The 22,151-nt window shown below is 34.9% G+C and carries 25 protein-coding genes and 1 pseudogene; 6 read left to right on the top strand and 20 right to left on the bottom strand.

Annotated elements, in window-relative coordinates:
• Window positions 1-80 precede the first annotated feature (80 nt).
• The 3 genes from ABWU35_RS05840 (at window position 81) to ABWU35_RS05830 (ending at window position 3,104) form a co-directional block, all read left to right on the top strand.
• Window positions 81-1,727, top strand: a complete 1,647-nt coding sequence (locus tag ABWU35_RS05840) for a recombinase family protein (protein ID WP_230609048.1) — start codon at window positions 81-83, stop codon at window positions 1,725-1,727.
• The gene (locus ABWU35_RS05835) at window positions 1,681-2,046 is read left to right on the top strand and encodes a hypothetical protein (protein ID WP_230609046.1); all 366 of its coding nucleotides are present in this window, start codon (window positions 1,681-1,683) and stop codon (window positions 2,044-2,046) included. The genes ABWU35_RS05840 and ABWU35_RS05835 overlap by 47 nt, the downstream gene beginning before the upstream one ends.
• 125 nt (window positions 2,047-2,171) lie before the next feature.
• Window positions 2,172-3,104 carry a helix-turn-helix domain-containing protein gene (locus ABWU35_RS05830; RefSeq protein WP_230609044.1) on the top strand — a complete coding sequence of 311 codons (933 nt, stop codon included), beginning with the start codon at window positions 2,172-2,174 and terminating at the stop codon, window positions 3,102-3,104.
• Window positions 3,105-3,227: 123 nt separating this feature from the next.
• Here the strand turns inward: ABWU35_RS05830 and ABWU35_RS05825 are convergent, their stop codons facing one another.
• Window positions 3,228-4,145: a patatin-like phospholipase family protein gene (locus tag ABWU35_RS05825; RefSeq protein ID WP_230609042.1), complete on the bottom strand. Its 918-nt coding sequence runs from the start codon at window positions 4,143-4,145 to the stop codon at window positions 3,228-3,230.
• Between ABWU35_RS05825 and ABWU35_RS05820 the strand changes: the two are divergent.
• A pseudogene (locus ABWU35_RS05820) lies at window positions 4,144-4,650 on the top strand (phospholipase D family protein); the annotation flags it as partial. The gene ABWU35_RS05825 and the pseudogene ABWU35_RS05820 sit on opposite strands and share 2 nt — an antisense overlap.
• Here the strand turns inward: ABWU35_RS05820 and ABWU35_RS05815 are convergent.
• The 15 genes from ABWU35_RS05815 to ABWU35_RS05745 all read right to left on the bottom strand — a co-directional run bounded on the left by ABWU35_RS05815 (window position 4,641) and on the right by ABWU35_RS05745 (window position 17,241).
• Entirely contained in the window at window positions 4,641-4,859 is a 219-nt protein-coding gene (locus ABWU35_RS05815; protein WP_264687462.1) for a hypothetical protein, read from the bottom strand. The pseudogene ABWU35_RS05820 and the gene ABWU35_RS05815 overlap by 10 nt on opposite strands.
• 65 nt (window positions 4,860-4,924) lie before the next feature.
• Window positions 4,925-5,455 carry an ankyrin repeat domain-containing protein gene (locus tag ABWU35_RS05810; RefSeq protein WP_052264890.1) on the bottom strand — a complete coding sequence of 177 codons (531 nt, stop codon included), beginning with the start codon at window positions 5,453-5,455 and terminating at the stop codon, window positions 4,925-4,927.
• A 52-nt stretch (window positions 5,456-5,507) separates the two neighbouring features.
• Window positions 5,508-6,443: a phage late control D family protein gene (locus ABWU35_RS05805; protein ID WP_052264891.1), complete on the bottom strand. Its 936-nt coding sequence runs from the start codon at window positions 6,441-6,443 to the stop codon at window positions 5,508-5,510.
• Window positions 6,444-6,653: a tail protein X gene (locus ABWU35_RS05800; RefSeq protein ID WP_038536967.1), complete on the bottom strand. Its 210-nt coding sequence runs from the start codon at window positions 6,651-6,653 to the stop codon at window positions 6,444-6,446.
• Window positions 6,650-7,006, bottom strand: coding sequence for a phage tail protein (locus ABWU35_RS05795; protein ID WP_038536970.1), 357 nt, complete (start codon window positions 7,004-7,006; stop codon window positions 6,650-6,652). The genes ABWU35_RS05800 and ABWU35_RS05795 overlap by 4 nt, the downstream gene beginning before the upstream one ends.
• A complete protein-coding gene (locus ABWU35_RS05790; protein ID WP_230609038.1) occupies window positions 7,006-9,267 on the bottom strand; it encodes a phage tail tape measure protein in 2,262 nt (753 codons plus the stop codon). Before ABWU35_RS05790 ends, ABWU35_RS05795 begins: the two co-directional genes overlap by 1 nt.
• Before the next feature lie 115 nt (window positions 9,268-9,382).
• Window positions 9,383-9,637: a phage tail assembly protein gene (locus ABWU35_RS05785; protein ID WP_052264941.1), complete on the bottom strand. Its 255-nt coding sequence runs from the start codon at window positions 9,635-9,637 to the stop codon at window positions 9,383-9,385.
• A 34-nt stretch (window positions 9,638-9,671) separates the two neighbouring features.
• Window positions 9,672-10,178 carry a phage major tail tube protein gene (locus tag ABWU35_RS05780; protein WP_265028097.1) on the bottom strand — a complete coding sequence of 169 codons (507 nt, stop codon included), beginning with the start codon at window positions 10,176-10,178 and terminating at the stop codon, window positions 9,672-9,674.
• Between the two features lie 15 nt (window positions 10,179-10,193).
• Window positions 10,194-11,375, bottom strand: coding sequence for a phage tail sheath subtilisin-like domain-containing protein (locus tag ABWU35_RS05775; protein WP_265028098.1), 1,182 nt, complete (start codon window positions 11,373-11,375; stop codon window positions 10,194-10,196).
• 9 nt (window positions 11,376-11,384) lie between these two features.
• On the bottom strand, window positions 11,385-11,942 hold the full coding sequence (locus ABWU35_RS05770; protein WP_230609035.1) for a hypothetical protein: 558 nt from the start codon (window positions 11,940-11,942) through the stop codon (window positions 11,385-11,387).
• Window positions 11,943-11,948: 6 nt separating this feature from the next.
• On the bottom strand, window positions 11,949-13,220 hold the full coding sequence (locus ABWU35_RS05765; RefSeq protein ID WP_230609034.1) for a hypothetical protein: 1,272 nt from the start codon (window positions 13,218-13,220) through the stop codon (window positions 11,949-11,951).
• Window positions 13,217-13,420, bottom strand: a complete 204-nt coding sequence (locus tag ABWU35_RS05760; protein WP_230609283.1) for a hypothetical protein — start codon at window positions 13,418-13,420, stop codon at window positions 13,217-13,219. The genes ABWU35_RS05765 and ABWU35_RS05760 overlap by 4 nt, the downstream gene beginning before the upstream one ends.
• 4 nt (window positions 13,421-13,424) lie before the next feature.
• On the bottom strand, window positions 13,425-14,606 hold the full coding sequence (locus ABWU35_RS05755) for a hypothetical protein (RefSeq protein WP_230609033.1): 1,182 nt from the start codon (window positions 14,604-14,606) through the stop codon (window positions 13,425-13,427).
• Window positions 14,607-14,617: 11 nt separating this feature from the next.
• Window positions 14,618-16,555, bottom strand: a complete 1,938-nt coding sequence (locus tag ABWU35_RS05750) for a DUF4815 domain-containing protein (RefSeq protein WP_265028099.1) — start codon at window positions 16,553-16,555, stop codon at window positions 14,618-14,620.
• Between the two features lie 2 nt (window positions 16,556-16,557).
• Window positions 16,558-17,241 carry a hypothetical protein gene (locus tag ABWU35_RS05745; protein WP_265028100.1) on the bottom strand — a complete coding sequence of 228 codons (684 nt, stop codon included), beginning with the start codon at window positions 17,239-17,241 and terminating at the stop codon, window positions 16,558-16,560.
• A gap of 146 nt (window positions 17,242-17,387) precedes the next feature.
• Here ABWU35_RS05745 and ABWU35_RS05740 point away from each other — a divergent pair, with 146 nt between their 5' ends.
• Both ABWU35_RS05740 and ABWU35_RS05735 read left to right on the top strand, forming a co-directional pair.
• Entirely contained in the window at window positions 17,388-18,623 is a 1,236-nt protein-coding gene (locus ABWU35_RS05740) for a hypothetical protein (RefSeq protein ID WP_265016950.1), read from the top strand.
• Window positions 18,583-19,653: a hypothetical protein gene (locus ABWU35_RS05735; RefSeq protein WP_265028101.1), complete on the top strand. Its 1,071-nt coding sequence runs from the start codon at window positions 18,583-18,585 to the stop codon at window positions 19,651-19,653. The genes ABWU35_RS05740 and ABWU35_RS05735 overlap by 41 nt, the downstream gene beginning before the upstream one ends.
• 97 nt (window positions 19,654-19,750) lie before the next feature.
• Here the strand turns inward: ABWU35_RS05735 and ABWU35_RS05730 are convergent, their stop codons facing one another.
• Genes ABWU35_RS05730 through ABWU35_RS05715 form a run of 4 tightly spaced genes read right to left on the bottom strand, consistent with a single transcriptional unit; the run spans window position 19,751 to window position 22,134 of the window.
• Window positions 19,751-19,915 (bottom strand): hypothetical protein, encoded by a 165-nt coding sequence (locus ABWU35_RS05730; RefSeq protein WP_265016887.1) that lies wholly within the window; start codon window positions 19,913-19,915, stop codon window positions 19,751-19,753.
• A 49-nt stretch (window positions 19,916-19,964) separates the two neighbouring features.
• Window positions 19,965-20,462: a hypothetical protein gene (locus tag ABWU35_RS05725; protein ID WP_265016888.1), complete on the bottom strand. Its 498-nt coding sequence runs from the start codon at window positions 20,460-20,462 to the stop codon at window positions 19,965-19,967.
• Between the two features lie 32 nt (window positions 20,463-20,494).
• The gene (locus ABWU35_RS05720) at window positions 20,495-21,301 is read right to left on the bottom strand and encodes an AAA family ATPase (protein WP_265028102.1); all 807 of its coding nucleotides are present in this window, start codon (window positions 21,299-21,301) and stop codon (window positions 20,495-20,497) included.
• 23 nt (window positions 21,302-21,324) lie between these two features.
• On the bottom strand, window positions 21,325-22,134 hold the full coding sequence (locus tag ABWU35_RS05715) for an ATP-binding protein (RefSeq protein WP_265028103.1): 810 nt from the start codon (window positions 22,132-22,134) through the stop codon (window positions 21,325-21,327).
• Between the last annotated feature and the right edge of the window lie 17 nt (window positions 22,135-22,151).

Raw genomic sequence — 22,151 nt, 5'->3', positions numbered from 1 at the left:
AGATGCTTATGAAAAGGTAGTGTCAAAGGAAATAAGTCAAAAAAACTTAAAACATAAAAATGGGATTCAAGGAGGGTCAAATGGTAACAGTATGTTTATATGCGAGAGTTTCTTCGGGGAAACAAGTAGAAGGAAATACGATAGAAAGTCAAATTGCAGCTTTAGAGAAGCAAATTAATCTGGACGGATACAGATTGTTAAGTGAGTATAAATTTATTGATAACGGCTACAGTGGATCTCATTTAGTCCGCCCTGATTTAGAAAAATTACGTGATAAAGTAACAGAAGGTAAAATTGATAAGATTTACATTCATTCTCCTGATCGTTTATCTAGAAAATATGCATATCAAATGGTGCTGATTGAAGAATTTGAAAAAGCAGGAGCAAAAGTGGTTTTTTTAAATTATGAGATTAACGGTAACCCAGAATCTCAATTACTGTTACAAATGCAAGGTATGATAGCAGAATATGAACGTGCGAAAATTATGGAACGAAGTCGTCGTGGTAAAATCTATGCAGCTAACAAAGGCTATGTAAATGTAATGGGAGGAGCTCCTTATGGTTATCGTTATATAGATAAGCATATGGGAGGAGGACAAGCTTTATTTGAGATTAACGAAAAAGAAGCTGATGTCGTTCGTAAAGTATTTTTGTGGATAGGCAGAGAAAGAACAAGTATTGGGGAAGTATGTCGTCGGCTAAATACTATGTCCATTAAGACACAAAAAGGAAAAGAACGCTGGAATAAAGGTACAATTTGGAGTATGTTGAAAAACCCTGCTTACAAAGGACAAGCAGCTTTTGGTAGAAGAAGGTTAGGAGTAAGATTAAAGCAAGTAAGACCACAGAAAGGCTCTTGTGAGCAGCCAAAAAGTAACCACTCTGTCTATCCTGTTGAAAAAGCAAATTGGATTTATATTAAAGTGCCAAATATAGTAGATGAAGATATATTTGATATTGTTCAAGAACAATTAGCTGAAAATAGAAAAGTAGCAAGGACAAGAAAAAGAGGAGCAAAGTACTTACTACAAGGTTTAGTCATATGTAAGCGTTGTAATTACGGATGTTACGGAACTTGCATGAGAAGTAGACGAGAAGAAGAAGGTGGTCATTATGCATATTACCGTTGTAGTGGTAAAGATTCTTACCGTTTTGGTGGTAATAAGATTTGTGACAATAAACCCATTCGCTCAGATGCATTAGAAACAGCTGTGTGGGAAGAGGTTAAGCAGTTATTGAAAAATCCAAACAGGATTTTAGAAGAATACAAGCGTAGGCTTTCAGAACTAAAAAAATCATCATTGGATCAAAAAAGTGACCTGCTAGAGAAACAAGAAAATAAATTAAAACGTGGTATTGCTAGACTTATCGATAGTTATGCTCAAGAATATATCAATCAAGAGGAATTTGAACCACGAATTAAAGCAATGAAACAAAGCTTAAAAACAATTAAAGAAGAGAAGAAAAAGATATTTTATCAAAAGGAATTAGAACAGGAGGTAACTCTGGTTGTGGCCAATTTAGAAGACTTTTCTTCCAATATTACGTTAAACCTTGATAACGCAGACTGGTTAACTAAACGTGATATTATCAGAACATTGGTCAAGAGAATTGAAATTAACCTTGAGGACGTAAATGTGGTATTTCGCGTAAAAGAGCTACCGAACTCTTCTGGACATAATGGAAAGGAAAATAAAAATTTGCAACATTGTCGTAGGTGTATTTGAGATAACATTTCCTACAAGTATTGGTAGCCTAAAAATTGTAGTATACCATAATGCGGAAAATGACAGTCAAGTAGAGGTCAGAGTAGCAGATAAAGAAATGTGGTCTGAACTACAAAAGAGAGGGGAAGTTATAGGAAAAGGTTGCTTTTTTGGAGGAATGACAGTCACAGAAGCGGTAGAAAAAGGAAGTTTCCCTAGGAGTGGCAAGTGGAATAAAGAAAAGGCAAAAGAAGAAATAAAGGCAATTAGTAATAGTGAAACATTATCATGGGTTGATAAGGTGTGTGGAGGTAGTAAAGAAACTTCCCGGAAACTTTAAACAATGAGGAGGGGAGGGTTTTCTTCCCTTCTTACTTACAACCACAAAATTGCAACTTCTTTATAAGCTAAATTTTAGGTTATAGTAAAATAACAGATGGTTTATTTCGGTAAAATTGTTACGATATGGCAAATATCTCTATAAGATATAAAATAGCACAAAAAGTAAGAAGCTGGAGATTAAAACAAAAGTATACCCTAAAAGATTTAGTAGAGAAAACAGGCATAAAATATCATACATTACTAAGATATGAGCAAGGAGCATGTGGCATTCCAACTAAAAAATTAAAAGTAATAGCGGAAGCATTATCAGTTCATGTTGGCAGCTTATTTCCTAGACAAAAAGTACTGAGAGAAAATTGTTCTTTTAACAAAGAATGGATGTACAATTTCATAGAAAAAATAAAGGGACAAGAGTCATGCAAGTTGATTCGCGACTTGGCTGGGTTTATTCAAGCTGAAGAGGAAAATAATGTAAAAGCTGCAAGGGTAAGCATGGCCAAGAACTTAGCGAAAGTAGGATTTGATAATGATATTATCTATCGGGCAACTGGTTTATCAACTGATGAATATGATGAGGAAAAAGGCTCTGAGCATTCAAACGAAGGACAAGAGATAAAAAAATGGAGAATAATAAGAGGGTATACTCAAGAAGAATTAGCAAAAAAGCTAGATATAGGACCCTCACAGATACATCACTATGAACAAGGGAGTGCTACCATTTTAAGTGAAAGATTATGGGAAATAGCAGAAAAGTTATCAGTTAATCCTGAAGATCTGATGAAGAAATATGAAGAAGATAATTATAAAGCAGAAAACGAACTATTAAGTTGGGTGAGAGAGTCTAAAAAGATTGACAATCAAGAATCACGAGATGAACTGGATATATGGGTAGAATTTTTATCGCAAAGAAAGCAAGTTTACAAAGAAAAGATTTATAAAGCAGAGGCAATTAAAGTTGCAAATAATCTACATATGCTGAATGTTTCTATTGATGCTATTTCTAAAATAACGAACTTATCTATTGAGGAGCTTGAAAATTATGCTTTCAAAATTTAACCTGGGTTAAAAACAGCGATAGTTTATTGACTCAGAAATAATATATTAAGATATAAATAAAAGTAGTTAATATATCTACTCTAAACTCTTGTTTAGCTCTGCAGAATTTGGCATCTCTACTTATCAAGATATAACATCACAGAATTTATCTATCAGTTCCTGATTGTCCTCTATCATTGCCTTTGCCTCTTGCTGAAGAGATTTGATATTTTTTGATGTAATATTATCCATGTCAGGTGATGCTATTTTTAGTTGCGATTGTATGCGTATATATTTATCACCTATAACTTGATCAAGTTGGTAATTTACTGCATCTAAACTTGAGGCAAACATCACATGTAGTAGTGGTTTTATCCAGCCTATTTTTCCCAATCTCTTTGAATTGGCTATGCTTCTATCTGTTCTGCCAGTACCTATCGATAACAGTAGAATATCATCATTTGGAAATAACCTCTTACCACTTGCATATGCACAAGCCGCTGGATTATTGGCAAACACCCCTCCATCCACTAATACCATTTCCTTGTGGTTGATTTTTAGATGTTTTGGTATGAAATAAGTAGGGGCAGCCGTTGCAGCTCTGAGTGCATCTTTCAGCTTAATATTACCTTCTTTCCAGCTTTTAAAGAAAAATGGACGATTATTGTGAATATCATAACTTGTAATTAGCAAATTACTTAAAGTGTTTTTTAGAGTATCACCACCAAAATACTTATCCAGTACAAATTCAATATTTTTATATGGATATTGTGCACAGTTAAACCAAGATAATATTGATTGCCTGAAGAATGAAGATTTAAAAATATATGACCCGTATTCTTGGTAAAATTCAACTAAATCATTGGCTGAGTATTGGGGATTTCCTTGTTCATCTTTCCTGCATAACCCTGCTACAACAATCCCACCAGTTGAAGTACCAGCCATAAGATCAAAAATCTGGGAAATTGTCTTCCTTGCTCTCTTTTCTATTTCTGCTAATATTATGGCTGGTATGATGCCTCTTATGCCTCCGCCGTCAATTGAAAGGATGTATTTAGTCATGAGTAGATATTTATTAGTTTTATTAACTTGCTTGCTTCTATCAGGATTTTCTAGTTGTCCAAAAACTACAGTATGTTTTACTCCTGGAGAAAATTGCACCAACCTAATAATTGATTCCGTGGATCATGCTAAAAAATCCGTGTTGGTTCAGGCATACCAATTTACCTCAAAGCCTATTGCTGAGTCCTTGGTTCAAGCTAAAAAGCGTGGAGTTGATATTAAGGTTATTCTAGATGAATCACAAACTAGTTCAAAACATAGTGTAATTAACGAATTATTTGAGCACAAAATTCCGATATGGATTGACTTTAAACCCGCTATTGCTCATAGCAAGGTAATTATTATTGATGAGCAAAAAATCATAACCGGATCATTTAACTTTTCAGATGCCGCTCAGCAAAGAAATGCTGAAAACCTACTGATCATAACAGGAGATTCTCCACTAGTTGAACAATACGTCAAAAATTGGAAAAATCGTCAATCGCAGTCTAAGCATTATACACCAGACTTTAAGTTATCTTTGAATTCATCCAATTCCTCAGAAAGATTTTTCACCCTTTCCTCAAGTACGAGTACCTTTTCCATTAAACCATATTCAATAAGTTTATCATGAAGTTGTACCCTTGAGTCTAACTTGGATAACCACCATATGATTGCTACGGTTTGGATTAATAACGTGATAATTACTGTAATTGGAACTTTTTGCTTTTTCATGTGAAAAGATTAATTTGTTATGGATAGTTTTGGAAGTTTATATGGAGATCAAAAAACTTACAGCTTTAGTGATTACTTTCTGTTGATTCGTATCGATCCTCTGCTTCTGCAAGTAGCTTTATTATTTCTCTGTAAGGTTTATCTTTATTGTGCCTTGATCTTAGTACAGCTACATCTCTTGGGTTTTTCCCATCTGTGTCTCTAATGGTAGGGTCTGCACCTTTGTCTAATAAAAACTTAATAACTTCTAGGTGTCCTTCACCTGCAGCGTGATGTAAAGCTATTCTTTTAAATGCATTTCTATCAAGTGCGTTTATATTTACTTTTTCCTCTTCTATTAAAAATCTGATAATGTCTAAACATCCTTTTCTTGCTGCAAAATGTAACGTTGTTCCACTCAAGTTTGGAGCCATGTCTTTTACTAAAAGTTTTACTATTTCTAAGTTGCAATTATTAGTAGCCACTTGTAATGTTTTGTTATAATTATCTGCAGCTTTAGATCTTTGGTAGCAATATGTAATAACAACACATACCATTAATATTATAAACCATACAAAATGTATTTTTTCCTTTTCATTACATTTCAGTTGACTCATATTCAGTAGTTTCTTTACATTGAATAGACTATATACTTATTTTTCCTTAACGTTACTTACTCAAAGATGCTGACAACATAGTAAGGTAACCTGAGCTATTTAAAGTATGCTCCGCTCTATTAACTATCCATTCACCATCTACTGCTTGATTGAAACCTATAAGATTAAGTTTAGCTTCTGCAAATAACTCTGGATTACCAGGCATAGTTATATCTAAAGTTTCATTGTTACGCTTCAATTGTTTTAATTTGGCATTTGCTGCACTTAGTGCTGACTCTGCATTTGAGTAAAGTTCCAGCATAATATAACTTGGTTCACTGCTACCAACTGTTTCTTTAATAGTTTCGCCCTTTTCATAGCTATGCCATTTTGCTACTACTGAATTATACTTATCACGTACGGTAAAATGCACTTTCCAATTAATTGTGTCTTGAGGTCTAATAGTCATTGTTCCTAAAGCTCTTCCTGTGGCTGATTTTGCCATATTCTTTGAAATAAACAATATATACCCACCAGCTAACTTTGCCATTGCTTCACGCTCTGTTGCGATCTTTGTTAACAGACTTATATCACTTTCATCTACCTGATTAATGTGGGGTATTAATACATTCTTAAATTCCTCAGCAACTTTATGTCCATATCCATGTTTTTGAGCTATTTCTTTCACTAAGTTTTCTATGGTAATTTGATGCCATTCTTTTGATACCTTTGCTTTTAAAGATATTCTTAAATTTGTTGCATGAGCTTTGATTAGTAGAGTCTTAGGTGGACCTTGTATTGTCACTTCGTTAACTGTATATACACCCATTGGAAAGATTCCCGTTTCCTTATAACCTAGTGCTATGTTCAATTCATTTGGAACTTCCACATTTTCATTGCCATAATCAACGCATACCTCTGCAACATCATCTATAGTACCAGATTCATCAGTAAGATGCACCGATATTACATGATCTTTTATTCCTTCAATGCTAAATTCAGGTTTCATTTATTCCCACACTTTTAACTTCGATTTTTTTAATTGCTCTTGTATTCTAGGTAACCTGATCTTTAATCCTGTAGGCAAAAAACTTCCATACTCTGCAAGACCAGGATTAGCCTCCAATACTATTTCTACTGCTCCAGAGCTATATCCATAGTGCTTAAAACATATGTAATCTAACATTTCATTTTCTCGGGTTATATAATGTACTGTCATACATAACTCCTTAAACTTAAGCTAAATTCAACCTTTTTTGGTAATCCACAGGGAAAATACGACGTTTGCTTTTCTTCTAACCGCACAATAACAAATCTTCCCAAAACATTCCCTAAATTGTCTACTAAGATACTTGGTTCATGATTTTTCTCAGTTTCTTTCATACTTTTTAATTGATTTAAATCATTCAGATTATGGAAATAAATTACTCCTTCTAAGTCTATATTTTCTGCACCTTGACCAATATTTTGTAATGAAGGTATTTTACCAATGCACTCAATTGTACTCCAACGATTTTCTTTACTATACCTTACACTTGTTGGAGAAAGCTTATGTTGACCAAGTGATAGCATTAGTAAATTGGTTCTATTGAATCAAATAAAACATCACGAGATTTTTCCCTTATTCTTTTTATTACTGCATCAGCAAGACTACGTACATCTTGGTTAGGTTCTGCTTTTATACTTATATTAAATGTAAAAGTTTGATTGAAAATTTTTTGTTCACACTTTTCACAGTCTTTTAAAACTTTCTCTGAATTATCTGCTACAGAACTTTTTTCTGTAATCACACTTTCAATATTCGTTCTACTATTCGAAATTCTACTAAAAGCATTATTATTCAATAAAGGATTTCCTTTACTAAAAACATTATTTTCACTAGTTGCACTGCCTATTTTTGCTTCTACTGGTATCTCTAATGCTTTTATTGGATTATCATTAAACAATTTTCCTATACCAATCCAATTTTCTATAGGTTTTGTAATTGATTTCCAGATACTTGAAAAAAAGTCCTTCACCTTTTGCCAATTAGCAATTACAAGCGCTGCACCAACTGATAGTCCAGCAACAGCAGCTCCTATAGGATTGGTTAGCGTTAAAGCTTTCAGTCCCATGATCACTGCTGGAATTACTCGCGCTGATAACGAAGTTAGTACTGGTAAAAGTGTTCCCTGCAAAATAGCCTTAAAAGTTAATATTCCACCCCCAGCTAATGCAAATGCATAACCAAAACCTACCACTGCAATCTTGCCAATAATAAGAGCTGAAATTATGCTCATAACTCCTGTAGTTAAAATTGGACACTTCTCTGCGAACCAAGCTATACCTATAGATATAGACCTCAAAATCTTACTTATCCAATTTAAAGGAGGTAGCATAACTGACCCTAAGTTCATTCCTAGCTCTGCTATTGTATTTTTAAGTAGCTGCAAATTATTTGCTGTAGTACTTGCACGGTTATTAAATTCCTTTTGCATAGATTTGTTATACTTTTCTTTATCAGCCACAAAATCTATTGCTTTTTTATATTCTTCCAAACTTCCAACTATTAATGCAATATCATCTTGATATTCTTGACCAAAGAGATTGAGAAGGATTTGTGAACGTTCCTGTCTATCTACTTTTTCTAGAGTTTCAAAAAAATAAAGTAGAGCGTTTTGCCCGTTTTCAGCAACCTTTTGTGACATTTCCTCTGCAGTGATACCTATCGATTCCAATGCTGCTTTGAACTCTTTTCCTTGCCCTTCAGCAGTTTGAAGTTTAGAAAGCAGAGCATTGATAGCAGTTGCTGCTTTTTCAGGTTGTTTACCTAAACTAACGAAGGCATTTACTAAACTACTTGTTTCCTTAATATCAAGACCAAACTGTTTTGCAGTACCACCAACTATTGCTAGAGCTTCAACCATATCTTTTGCTTTGGCAGCAGTGTTATCTGATAGGTAATTTATAACATCACCAACTCCTTCCATCTTCTCTACTGCAATTCCATAAATGTTAGCGAGTTTAGCTATGGAATCACCAGCTTGTTCGGCAGACATGTCAAATGCTGTGGCCATTTTAGCTACTGTTGTGGTAAATTCAAGTAGCTTATCTTTGTCGATACCAAGCTGACCACCACTTGCAGCTATTTTTGCTAACTCTGCAGCCGATAATGGTATTTCACGGGATAATTTCTTCAATTTTCGAGTAAATATATTAGCTTCATTATCACCATTAAATTCTACTACTTTCCTAACGTCAGCCATGGCACTCTCAAAGTCAATCGCAACTTTAATTGGCGCTGCAAGTGAAAGCCCTAGTCCTATAGTCTCCATTACTTGTGATCTATAATGCGCTTTTTTTGCCAAAGCATTTTGCTGTTTTTGTATTACAGATCCTAATTTATTGTATTTCCCTTTGAGTACTTCAATAGATGAACCAAGTTTAGTTTGATCCCTCACTAAAGATTTAATATCCTTTCCACTTTTCCTTATTTCTTCATTTAATGTGTGAAGTGTATCTCTCTTTTTGATATAAGCCTCTTTTGCCTTTGATGCCGATGCTTTCAATTTTTCGAATTCATTTCTCAGTGCTTTGCTTGGTTCTTTTTTTTCCTTCTTCTCTTTAGCAATTACTGCAGCTGATTCTTTTGCTTTCTTCTCCGCTTCCTTCCAATTCTTCATGGCTTCAAGGGCATCATGATTTAGTTGCTTAAATTTGGAAACAGATTTCATTGACGAATCAAGCTGCTTTATACTATCACCCAACTTAGAAAGCTTTGCTGTACTACCTGTCATTGCACTATTAAAACTGCCATCTAACGTTGCACCGATCTTTATTGAAAGCATTGACATTTTTTTGTTACTCCTTCACTTACTTCTAACCACTTTAGAAACTCTTTTATACTCATATTAATAATTTGCTCAATTCCACTTCCTGTTGTTGAGCTAAGTTTTAAAATATTGAATCTTAACTCCTCTGTTCCAGCGGCGACAAAAAATCTTTTAGTACCTTTTGTATTTCTACATAATCTTTAATACATAAATCTTCAACTACTTCTTTTGGCACAGATGCTAGATTAGCAATTAAAGCTACCTCTTTCAAAGCTTCGCCTTCTATGCGTTCTATAGTAAGTAAATCTCTTACTTTAGGTTCACGCATCGATAACTCTGAGACAGAAATTCCATCAACTGTAATTGGGTTGTTTAGTGTTATAGTGTGCATTATTGCCTCCTTAAAATAAAATTTCGAAATCTTTTCATATGCCTAAAACCGTTTGTAGCAAAGCCATCTGATCAACACCATTTATCTTTCTAATCATATTTTCAGCATCGATTTCTATTAATTCATTACCACCTATAGTAAGTTTGTAGTAATGGGCAGCTACAGTACACTTTAGAGTTGCTTTTTCAGCAGGTTTCCAGCTACCAAAATCAAATTCTTTAAAAATGCCTCTTAAATTGATTATTACTCCTTCAATATCATTGCTACCACTACCTTGCATTCCACCACGGAGCGTCAAAGCTACTGAATTCCCATTTATCAGCCCAAATAGCCGAAAGAGCTCTGTATCGTATTCAGCAAAAGTGAAATCTGCTTCAAGCTTTTCCATGCCCATGTCAATATTTATTGGGATATCCATACCACCAGCACGATATTCTTCGGTTTTTATGGTGAGCTTTGGTAACGTTATCTCATCAATTTTTCCTGCATAACCCCGACCATCTACGAATACATTAAAATTCTTTAAAATCTTCGGTAACATCTCTTTCTCCCATTTTTATAATATTGTACCACTCACAAGATGTGACCTGAAAGTAATCTGTTCTGCTGGATATGGTGGTGTAAATTCGAAATCAAAATATACTTTCCCGCTTGCAATATTTGCCGGTGTATTGAGTTCAGGTGTTGCATAACATTTTCCGCTAATAATAGCTCCTTGTGCTTTTAAATTGGCCAAATAAGAATTCACCCCCTCAATTACATCATCTATATAAGTTTTGGTAATATTGCGATCAACTGCCCATAGATGAGCTCGAAGTAAACTATCGTTGATTAAATCTGCAGTTCTTCTTACTGATAGAAAAGCCCATTTTGAGTCATTTGAACATGTTCTATTTCCCCAAAGCCTATAGCCATTTTGATGAATTATCGTTGTTACTTCATTTTCATTTAAGTGGTTTGCTCTGCAATTTGTATTACCGAGCGTAAAATCAATAGGCCTGCTTGTTCCAACAATACCATTTATCTCTTTATTTGAAGGTGAGTGCCAAAATCCTTGTTCGCTATCTACTTTTGCTATTAAACCAGCTACAAATGGGCTTGCTGGCAAGGTTCCTTCTTTTCCTTCAATAAATACCTTAACCCATGGGTCAATCACGTAAACTCTTGAGCTGCCTACACTTTTTCTCCATTTTATTACTTCTTCATCATTAGTATTTGGTCCATCTGCTACTATTATGCTTCTCAGCTTTTCTGCTATAGGAATTAATGCTGCAACCACTGGATTTTTGCCATCTTCTGGTAGTTGATGAGTAAACTGAGGTGCAATTAATATTCTTGGAGCAACATGAATTATACTTTCACTGCTGAGGAATGCCTCTATCCCTTGATACTCTCCAGTTTCTTTATCAACACCGCCAATTATATTCTTCAGCGTCTCTTCTTCTTTTAATTTTGGATCGCTGTTTTCACTTTCCTCAACTCGAATAACTACTACTGTTGCACCAATCTGGGAAAATATTCCGTTTACTGCAGAAGGTAAACTGCCACTCTTTCCAAGTTTTGCTACTTCTTTTAAGCTTCCTTCTATCAGTACTGGTTTATTCAGTGGAAATTTTTGCTCATTGGCTTCAGGTGCATTACCAATTACACCTATCACTGATGATTTAGCTGTATGTACTGTTCTTGCCCCTGAGGTTATCTCAATAACATTTACTCCGTGTAAAAATTCTTCTGGCATTTTTTCTTTTTAACTTTCTTGCATTCTTTGTTTAAAATCATTGAGCAAAGCCTCTAGCTCTCCTTCGCTTTTGGCTTCTTTAATTTTCTTTTTGACCAAATCTTCAAGCTCTTCACATTTAATTATTTCTTTTACTGCTTTTTTTACTTTTTCTTCAATTATTCTTGCCATTTCAATAACTGTAATACCACGTACTTTTGCTAATGGCTCTATAATTTCCGCATCCTTTTCATTCATAGATTCTGGTGCTGCTAAAATGTTCTCTGCGGCTTTCGCTTGAATCTCATAAGATTTAGCTTTTTGGTGAGAATGCCCTGCGTATTGGTGAGTATAGTTATCATAATAAGCACGAAGATTAGAAAGTGCAGAAAACTTCGCATTTTGCAGTAACTCCAATTCAATGTCTTCTTGATTTCGCTGAGCAATTTTGCCTCCTTCTGTTAAACAATAGCTTTTTTGCCAATCAAAATCTTTTGGCGCTTCATACCAATTTTTACCTTTTGGCTTGCTTTCAAGTATTGTTGTTTCTACTTGTTTATCATTTTCAAATCTAATGTAGATAGACATTGTTTGTTACCTCCAAATCTCATGCGTGTTAGATAATCCTGGACATTGCCAAGCTTTTAGCGTTCTTTCCACATCTATCTCAAGCCCTGTAGTTAAAAAATTGCTCCGAAAGTTATAAATACTCCACCTCATAAACCAACTGTAATGGTGATAATCAGATGTGTAAAAATATGGCGATGCGTAAAATAAAATTGCTATTGTCTTATTTGCTGGCACAGTAATATTATTTGAACTACTAAATACTGCAGAATTAGTTGAGTAGTTGTAAATATTTGTCCAAGTTATTCCTGAGATTGCCGATTTATTAGTATTAACGTGACTAGGTGTTCCTACGAATAACCCTGCTCCTTCATATCCTGAACTCCAACGTGATGAACCACTAAAATGAAGCGTTCGCGTTTTATCGCTGTTTGTAGTGTTTTTTACAAATATTACTCCAAGTAGTGCATATGGGTAACTGTATTGATCTGAGCTGTGACTACGACGTAAAAATGCTTTTCTGTACAGAAATTTACCGTTACTTCCTTGTAAGAAGTACAACTGTGGTGGATGATAAAAACTAGAATACGTACAATCATAAGTATTACTACCTGCAAGGAGCTGCAGCATATAGTCGGTTTTTGCTGTATCTTTATACCACTGCCCTAATTCTGTTTTGAAATAGCCATTATCATCAGACCAACCATAGTCATTATATCGATTAAGAATGCCGAACAGAAAAGGTAATGATTCAGGTTCAACCATATTGCGCTTTCTTATCTCTTTTATAATTGATGACCCATTTGGCACATCATTAATCGAGTTAAATTTAGTTGTGAGTGTTTTTAATTGGTCTTCTCTGGTTTTTATTTCCTTCATAATTGATGAACCAGTTGGTATATCGCTTATGGCTTTAAGGCTATTTAATGTGTTTCTTATGCTATTTAAGTCTCCGGCATTATTGATGGTGGCAACATGTGAATCTTTTCTGCTATCAAGTAGTGATAAGTTTGTAATTCCTTTTTCATCTATTTTCTTTAACGACTTTCCCTCCAATTCAGAGATTGCCGCTAATGCATTGTTTTTACTACTATCTAATTTATTTAAATGACTTGTGCTACTGTCAAGAAGCTCTTTTAATTTTGCATCAGTCATCTGTACAATATCAAGTACTGTACTTTGCCCAGCAATAGACTCTAGAGATTTTGCAAGATAGGCAAGTTGATCAGGGGTAGCATTTACAGATAAATCTTTTAGTCTCTGATGCAATGCATAAACTACTTCTTTGGCGATAGTCACCTGTTATTACTCCAAAAATTCAAAAAATTCTCAAAACTGAGCTTATCAAATGCTTTTTTAAGCTGATTGTGCTCATTCTCTCTTTTAGCGATATCTTCATCTATTTTCTCAATTGTAGTACGGATACGTACCACATCTTGAACTGCAATATTTTCTGGATGAGGCAGTGGATATCCTCGTTTGGTTTGGTCATTTGGCATTGGTTTATGTGACAATAATTCTCAAATTTTTGACTTTAGGACGATAAACAACCGTTCCACTTAAAACTAATTTTATCCTCGTCTCATTAGCACTAAAATTTGATAGTACATGAGTTCTCTCCACCCAGCTTTCTCCAATTGGTTTTCCTGATGTTAAATTTACTAATTGCCAATCCACGTTTTTTTGTACATATGCTTTAACATCTGCAGTGCCAGGTATTAGCGCATCATATGTTATGGTGATCTTGGTGTTAGCTCCTGCTGTAATACTTCTTGTAACATAATCTCCTTTTTCCCCTATATTACCCATAACTAGCTGTAACCCAGGATATAGCACTGGACTTTTTTCTTTTGACCCTTTTAAATTTGCCTTTACTGTTAGCTTTCCAGATAATCTTTCACGCAGTGCGAGTGGTAAATTATCAGACAGAAAGTTTTCTTTTCCCTCTTCATCTGTTAAGATAAATTCCACATTGGTATCAAATGCTACTTTTTCGACGTTCGTCAAAACAATTAAATCTGAAGTATTGGTTGCTGTAACTTTGCCAAGATCAATAACATGAGAATTTTCGCTAAATTTTGCAGCTAGTAGTCGAAACGTTAAATCTAAATTTTGATGCGGTGTCCACGTACTTGCATTGCTTGATGAGAGTAATACTCCTACTTGATATGGTTGACTTGTTACCCAACGGCTATTTACTGCATCATATTTGCCAAGTTTTGCTATTTTTACTGCAGTATCTGCATCATCAGTAAGTAGTACTATTGCATACTCCTCTTCTGCATGGCAAAACACTGGTGACCACTCTATACGTGTTGCTGTGCCATCTATCTTTATATCTTTTGGCTCAATATAACTTTCAGCAATGACAGTTTGTGAGGGCATTCCCACTGCTGTTTCTCTAATCTGCACAACAACACGTTTTTTGCCGTTATTTACAAACCATAGTTCCACGCCTCCTATGTGCCTACTTTCATTTAGAGTAAATGTTTGCGCTAAAGGATCAACTCTTCTTGCTGCGATAACTCTTCTTCTTTCCTCTATGGTAATTGTTTTTTTACCAGTATAAGTTGTTTCTCCATAGCTTCCTTTATCGCCATAAAACTGTACTAATTTAGTACCCGCTGGAATGTTTGCCGGCACTTTCACCTTTCCTTTTAATTTTCCCTGATTGTTAGCTTCCACTTTTTTTTCCTCTATGCCATAGGTATAATAGAAATGCCATCAAATTTTACTTCTTTAATTTTTTCATTTGGCTCAAAACCTTCGATCTCAAAATTCTGTACTGCTTCTCTCATAAATTCAGTTTCATATGAAGTACTTGACAGCAGCTCTGTTGTTTCTTTAACATTAAATACTCTGGTTACTGGACTTTTCCAATTAGTGGTAACCTCTGTCCAGTGGTCAATGTTTTTATTTAGAGTAATTTGTGCCGGTACTGGATCAAAAGCTTGATATGGATTAATCTTTTCTCCTTTAGTCTGTAAAAGCTGCTCCAGTACCGGTTCAAGTTCATATGGCAAAAGATATCTTTCCCCACCTTTTTCAATATCTGCAACTTCTACATCTATTGGCAGAACTAGCTCTCTATTTACTATTGCTGCAAACTGCGAAATTCCTTGATCGCGCATATCATCATCAAAGAACGGATCTACAAATACTCCTTTTTTGCTGGTAGGTTCTCTTGAATTTGCATCATTGCGTAGACGTTCCTGTGCAACCAGCGCATAAAGATCATTTATTCCCTTCTTCATTGCTTCAAGCTCATTCATCGGTACAGCATGAATAGCATTATTCACTATTTTCACCCCTTCTTTTTCTCCGTTTTTCCATGTCTGATGAATGTAGCAGAGCAAAAGTTGTCCGCTAGGTGCTTTAGGCATTGATGGTTGCCAAGAATGGGAAATTCCTTTTATTCTCCTTACCACCCCTTTGCTATCGATAGTAATTAAATCATAGCGTGGCATTTTCCAGGTGTAATCAATCAGAACCAAGCTGTTATCAACTGCTCCTTTTACTTTACATCCCTCTTCGCTTATATCTTCAGGGCTTATATGAGTGCGGCAGCGATAAGTTATTTGGTAACTACTTCCAGGAGCTGGTTCTTTACCAGGTAATGACCAATCAACGTTTCCTGCGTTTAGTTTGTAATCTATACTATTTTCATAAATAACATTGCCTTGTTTAACTTGAATAATCTCAAGTACCGCAGAGTCAGGTATTGGATCAACAGCTCCTGAGTATGAACCGTGAGTAATGGTAATGGTTTTTTGAACAGTTATATCTACTTTTTTAATTTCACTTATTGGAAAATCATTCACCTTCAGTTCCATTACTCTTTGGCTATTTGGCTGAAAAGTATGTGGTTCTGATTCAACTGATTTTATATCTGGATCGTCATCAAAAGAAACACGAATACTGTGAGGAAGTTCAATCTCATAGCCATCAACATGAGCTTTGCCCTCATTAATCACAAATATTTTTTTCCCCTTTTCGTCCCCTTCTTCTCTCTGCAAACAAATTACTTCTAGACCGTTTACTACGTAAGATCCATTTGCTTCTTTATCATAACGAGCAAGAGCTGTAGTTACTATGTTTGCTTGTGGTGGCGGTGAATGTTCTATTAATACTCCATTTTCAATGTTATAAATTGGATAAAATTCTCCTTCAGAAAAACGTGGAGAAAGACCTTCTGCTTGATAACCCCAAATGGTGGAAACTTTAAGCCTTGCAGCTCCTACTTCCTGATAGTTTCTTGTACCAACTGCAGGATCACGAAGATTTTCGTCCTCAAGTTCTGTAATTGTAGATTCTAGATAATAAACACCTATACGAACTGTGGTACTCAGTGGAATAACAAACTCTTCTTTTTCGACTTTTCTAACTGCTCCACGAAGATAGATTTTTCCTCTTTCAAGTGTAACTTTACCAGTTTCTCTATCTATAATACAATTACTTCCTGTTACAACATCACCATCACGAAATATTGCATCTCCTATGCCTTTAAGCTTAGAAAGAGCATACTCCTGAGTCTCATTTAATTCTGCAGACTGTAGACCTCTTCCAGCAAGAAATAAGCTTTTTTCGTATTCTTTGTCAGGATTAAAGCGGTTATAATAGCTACTCAGTGTCATAGTTAAAAAGTCACTACAAATGAAAAAGTTTCCCTGGTTGCTGCAGTTCTGATAAGTGGTACGGTATGTTCCAAAACCAATAAAATCCCATGGTCTTCTATATCTTGAGGTTCAAAATATCTCTGTCCTTCAGGTAATTCTTTTTTTACTTTAGTACCAACCATAACCCCTAGCTCTCTGATTACTCGATTTGCTGCATCCGTGAAATCGAAAGTGAATTTGAGAAAAAGATTATTGGTTGGTACATCAGAAGGCCTAAACCTTCCAGAAGGAGTTATAAGTTCGCCGTTTTCATCACCTGTGCAGAATAGCACTTCATCTGCAGTACGTCTGCCAAGTTCATTCAAGAGCTTTATAGAATTTATAGGTTCAGGTGGTGTGCTTTGAATGTACTCTATGGTAACTTTATCACTTACTGGAATAGAGCTATTTTCCGTACGTTTAATTACACCAGTACTGCTATCAACTGTATAGTCAACACTTGGCTGATAAGTTGTTTGTCCTGTAAAAACCCTTACATCTTTAATAGTGTGGTGATCTAGAGCTATTTCATCCTCAACAAAAACTTTTTCGACTTGATGACTACTTTCCCAGCTTGCATCACCACTGCCCCAGGCAAGATGTAGAGATTGCTCTTTTATGCTTGCGGCTATTGCTGCTCTTCCTGATTGTGTGAGTATTGACATTTGAAAATTTGACTCCTGTATATATATTCACCAAAATTACAAAAACTGTTCAGTTTTTTTAGGAAAATTCTTCTTTTTTTTCATAATAAATTTTTGTTGACTAATCTTTAATCTATTTTAGACATAATATATTTACTTTTAGATATATGATAGCTAGTGAGGAGTTTTGGGAAAGCAGTTTAGAAATGCCAATATCCTTTTTGCTTAAGGACTTTCAAAATCCAAGTTTACGTGAAAGTTGGCTTAATTCTCTTTCTGGTAGACAATTAAGTGTGATTTTTAACCACTATTTTCAGAATAAACAAAATAGGCAATTATTTAAAGACCACGAAAAATGCGATGATATTTCAACTCAGCAAAAGCGAAAAATGCTTACTAAAATTTCTGAATCTCTGTTTGATTATTACTTAGTCAATCGTTTTAGTCGTGCAAAATCAGAAACAACTATAGCTGAAGTAGCACAGTCTGTATTAAGCCAAGATCTTCTGAAATCATTTCTGTTGCAAAATAACAAATATGACAAAAAGTCCTTGTTGTTTACTCTCTTTATAATTAATCATAACTTACTGAAACAAATTTTCTGCTTTAATCAAGTGCAGAAAAAAGGTTTTTTACCTTTCGTATTAAAAAATCCTCCAAGACAAAAGTCCACTTCATTTAAGGATTTTTTATCAAAAAGTACGATACAGGAAATATTAAAACAGCATGATCTATCTGAAAATGATAGTTTTGAAAGTCAGTTTCAAGAACTCTTTTACTACCAAAATAGTATTTACTTATTTATACGACGTGCTAGTAAAGATGAAGATTTGGTAATGAGTTCAAATAAGGTAATACACGGTTATAAACCTAGTAGAATTATTATTGACTTTGCTTTAAACGCTAACCAAGTAAACCTATCTATTCAAAGTTTTGATCAAGGATTAAAAATAGCAAATAGAATAGCAAGCTGTTATTTTCAACGAGAATGTTCATTTACTAACATGCGCCACCAAAATACAACAGCACAAGTGAGTACTTTTTTGAATGACTGTGTAAAACAACATGTACCTGATATTCGCCTATTTGAATTGAAATTTGGTCCATCTCAATCTAAAACTAATCTTACGTTAAACACGGATAATATTGAAGAGTGGTTGCAGAAGATAGAGCCTTCGGTTGGTAGTGTACTGCATGATGTTTCGCTTGTTCAGCATATCAAAGTATTGTTCAAAAGTAAAAAAGTTACTTTATCCTTTCAGACAGACACGCAATACGCAAATTATATAGAAATTGATTACTCAGAATATGTTCTCAATAGAAAAGAACGAGATGATTTTAAGTCTTTAATTAGAGATAGCTATGGAATTACCGTTTTGTCGAAAACACTCTCAAGATATTGATACTATGTTAGTAAACAGGTCCTGGGTAAATCCTGACGAAAACTATATAGAGGTTGCAGAGTATCTCAGTCAGCTTGATTTTGTTAAGCTTGAGAAGTATTATTTCGTTGTTTGCGCTAATGATTTAGATCTTGATTTTCCAAATATACAAAATCCTTATTGCAAAAATGAGGTTATCATTCCTCATGGTTTTGATGAAGATTGTAATGATCTAGCTTGCGAGGATTGTGGTCGTGATATTTTTCCTGATACTTATAAAAAACAGCGTTATCTTGTGCTTTCAATTAAACTCAATACGGAAAAAATTATAAATTGGTTTGAAAAATTGTTGATAGGTCTTATATGGGAAAAGGCAGTAGATGGAATATATCATATAAGCTTTAAAAGTAAAATAGTAAGCATTATCATACCAGCTTTATGTACTGATAAGTCATATTTAACTGTAGATAGATTAAGAACTAATGTTGCTGTTCTTATAACTTTTGGAAAAGAAGACTTAAAAATATTGTTAAGCCTATACACTGTTTCCATGGCTGATTTAATTTGTGAACATCAAACTCTAAATCAAATACTAAGCGAAGCAGTTGAAAAAGGAGTACCAGAATTATTACCTAACGTTTCTTTTCAAGCATTCCCTTATGTTCCACTGCAAGAAACAACTCTCCCAGAAAAAAAGATACTGCGATTAAAAGTTGAAGATAATACTATTTATGTTAATGACGTTGAAATTATAGGCAAACAAGCAACTTCAAGCATCCGCATCTTTAGAGTATTACTTAAACAATTTTTGCGTGATTTGGAAGCAGCTAAAGAATATAAATTTCTTAGTATCATTCAAATAGCAGATAGTTTAGGTATTGAAGACCCAGAACAGCAAGTGCGCAGACCTCTTAATAGAATGCAAAAAACAATAGCAGAAAAGCTAGCTAGCACCTTGGGACTAAATATAAAACGCGATGATGTGATACAAGCATGTAACTGGTCAGGCTATCGGCTTAATCCATCTACCATTAACTTAAGTGCTAGCTAAGCTAATGTTGGACAGAAAACGCAGAAGGATACTTCTCTAAAATATACCGGTTCAGCGCTTACCTGCAATGAAAGTAAAAAATTCAACTACGTCTCCTTTAATTTTGGCTACAATCTCCTGCTCTTTCTCCTGTTGTCTCAACTATTATTTTATCTCCACGTGAATCTCCAATGTAAAACTCACCGCCAGGTAGTAAATAGAGTAGGTATTCTTCAATTCTATCAATTACTAACGCTTTTATTTCTTCTAGAGATCTATTCATAAAAGGTGCCCTTCAATAATTTATGATAAAAATATGGTTCTTTATTCGCTTAGAAAGGTATCCAGTCATCCCTCTGAGGTTCATCAGGAGTAATGATCGTATCAATTCTATTCCTGTTTCCATACCTATTATCAGCTTCAATACCAACTTTTGCAGTAAACTCTAACCCATTAAAATCAGCTATAGAGTTGACTTTTCTAGCAATAACTGCTTTTTCTGAACTGTCATTTGAATGAATGTTCCGTGCTGACTCTAAAATACTTCTAAGCATAGAACGTCCAGATTCTCCCCAAACATCTTCTCCTTCAACGCTTGCTTTGCCACTTTTGACACCTATAATCTGAAAAATCTTGCGTTTTGCATATGGACCTTCAGTGACAGTAAATTCAGCGTTTAAATAGATGCTGCCAGTAGTGTAGCTTTTCGTGAACCAATTCTCATAACCTCCAGGCTTTATTGCCATTTTTACCTTGACTGTTATACCTTTCGGTATTAAACTGCTTTGCAGTTTCGCGTTATTAAAATCAGTTAAAAAATCTGTTAGCATATTGTTCCCTATAAATTAAGTAAAAAAAAGAATCAACTCCATTGGTCTACAAGTTTCCAACGACCATTTATCTTATCGACAAGCTTGCTTGCCACACGTTCACCATTTCGCAGCTCAAACACTATTTGACGGGTAGTGCTTTCTTCATCGTGAGCAAACATCACCATGCCAGTGCTATAAAATCCACGTAAAGATCCAGCACCGCTTAACCCTTGAAATGGATCCTCTTCTAGCATCTTTTTAGACAGTTTTTTTGTATGGTGGGTGAGTATTATGCCCGAATCTGGATTAATAATATTTCTCAATCTCTCAAGTGTTTTTTGCAAGAAGAATAACATAGCGCTGTTGTCATTTTCGTTGCCATATTCACTTGAGTTGAAGATATTGCGAAGAGGATCGACGGCGATAATATCAGGTTTAAAACGCTCTTTAACAGTATTTTTGATTTCATCTATTTCTTCACTACTAAGCGATAATTGCACTCTTGGCGTGATAATTAAGTTATTGGCAGCTATATCCAAAAGTTCCTTATCAAGTTGAAGCTGTTGCAAACGTTCCTTCATATAGTCATACTCAATTTCAGTTTGCATGTAGAAGATCTTCAAAGGTCTACTTGGCATCATACCAAGAAATGATCTACCAGCAGCCATGTAGACAAGCCAAGAGATCAAAAAGTCACTTTTGCCGATTTTAGGAGGGCCACCCAGTACCAATAAGCCTCTTTTTGTTAAAATTCTTGGTGAGATTATATCTTCTGGTATAGGCGATTGATCATTCAAGTATTCTTTCACACTGAAAAAGGGAATTTTTTGACCGATATTGAAAAAGCTTTGTTCCATAATAATTATTCTCCAATTTTTAATTAAATAATAGGAGCCAAGGTTTTGGCTTTAATTTTCGCAAGTAATTTACCCAAATGAGGTTCTTCAACCATATTCAGGCAGCCACTGCGATCTTTAGCAGGGTATCCCCAAGTATTAATAGTCTGACAGACAAATGAACGTCTCTCTGTACCATCATCTTTCTTGATTCCAACCATACTGATTACTTCGTCAACTATCCCAGGAATTTCACTTGCGGTTTTAGCACCTTCACATTGAGGTAGCCAAGTTGGACGATTGCAGTCATCGAGATATTGACCTAATGTGCCAACTATGATGATGTCTTTGTCTCTGATATGTTGAAACTGATTGAGCCAGGCCATCATTTCTTGCGCAAGTAATCCATAGGCAGCTCTTTTGTCTTCTTTTCCCGATCTATCAGAAAAACACTCAGGTTGCATTCTTGCCCATAAAAGACATAAACGTGATGCAACAGTTATACTATCAATGAAAATACATCGATATTTAGAAACTTCAGAAAGAAGATCTTTGTACTTGCCAGATACATGCTCATAGTGTCTTTGACTATATGCTTGATCAGGTTTTAATGCAGGATTAGGACCACCAATTAGGCAAGCAATGTCTCTGGCCTCATTCCAAGTGCGAATCTCAGTTGAATCTCCTTTCCAGTCTTGTACAGCTAGAAGTCCTGCTTCAAAATCAAGGCAAAGTGTTGTTGATTCATCGAGAGTTTTGAGTAAGCTAGTTTTACCAATTCCATAAGGGCCAAAGATTACTATCTTCACACCTGTGACCATTTTTGCTCTTTCTTCGCTGTTTATTATTTTCATGTTTTTACCTATATGCA

This window comes from Wolbachia endosymbiont (group B) of Xylocampa areola, from assembly GCF_964028205.1.
In the GTDB taxonomy this organism is placed as follows: Bacteria; Pseudomonadota; Alphaproteobacteria; order Rickettsiales; family Anaplasmataceae; genus Wolbachia.
The sequence above is the reverse complement of the archived record's forward strand: the minus strand, read 5'-3'. Positions and strand labels throughout refer to the sequence as shown.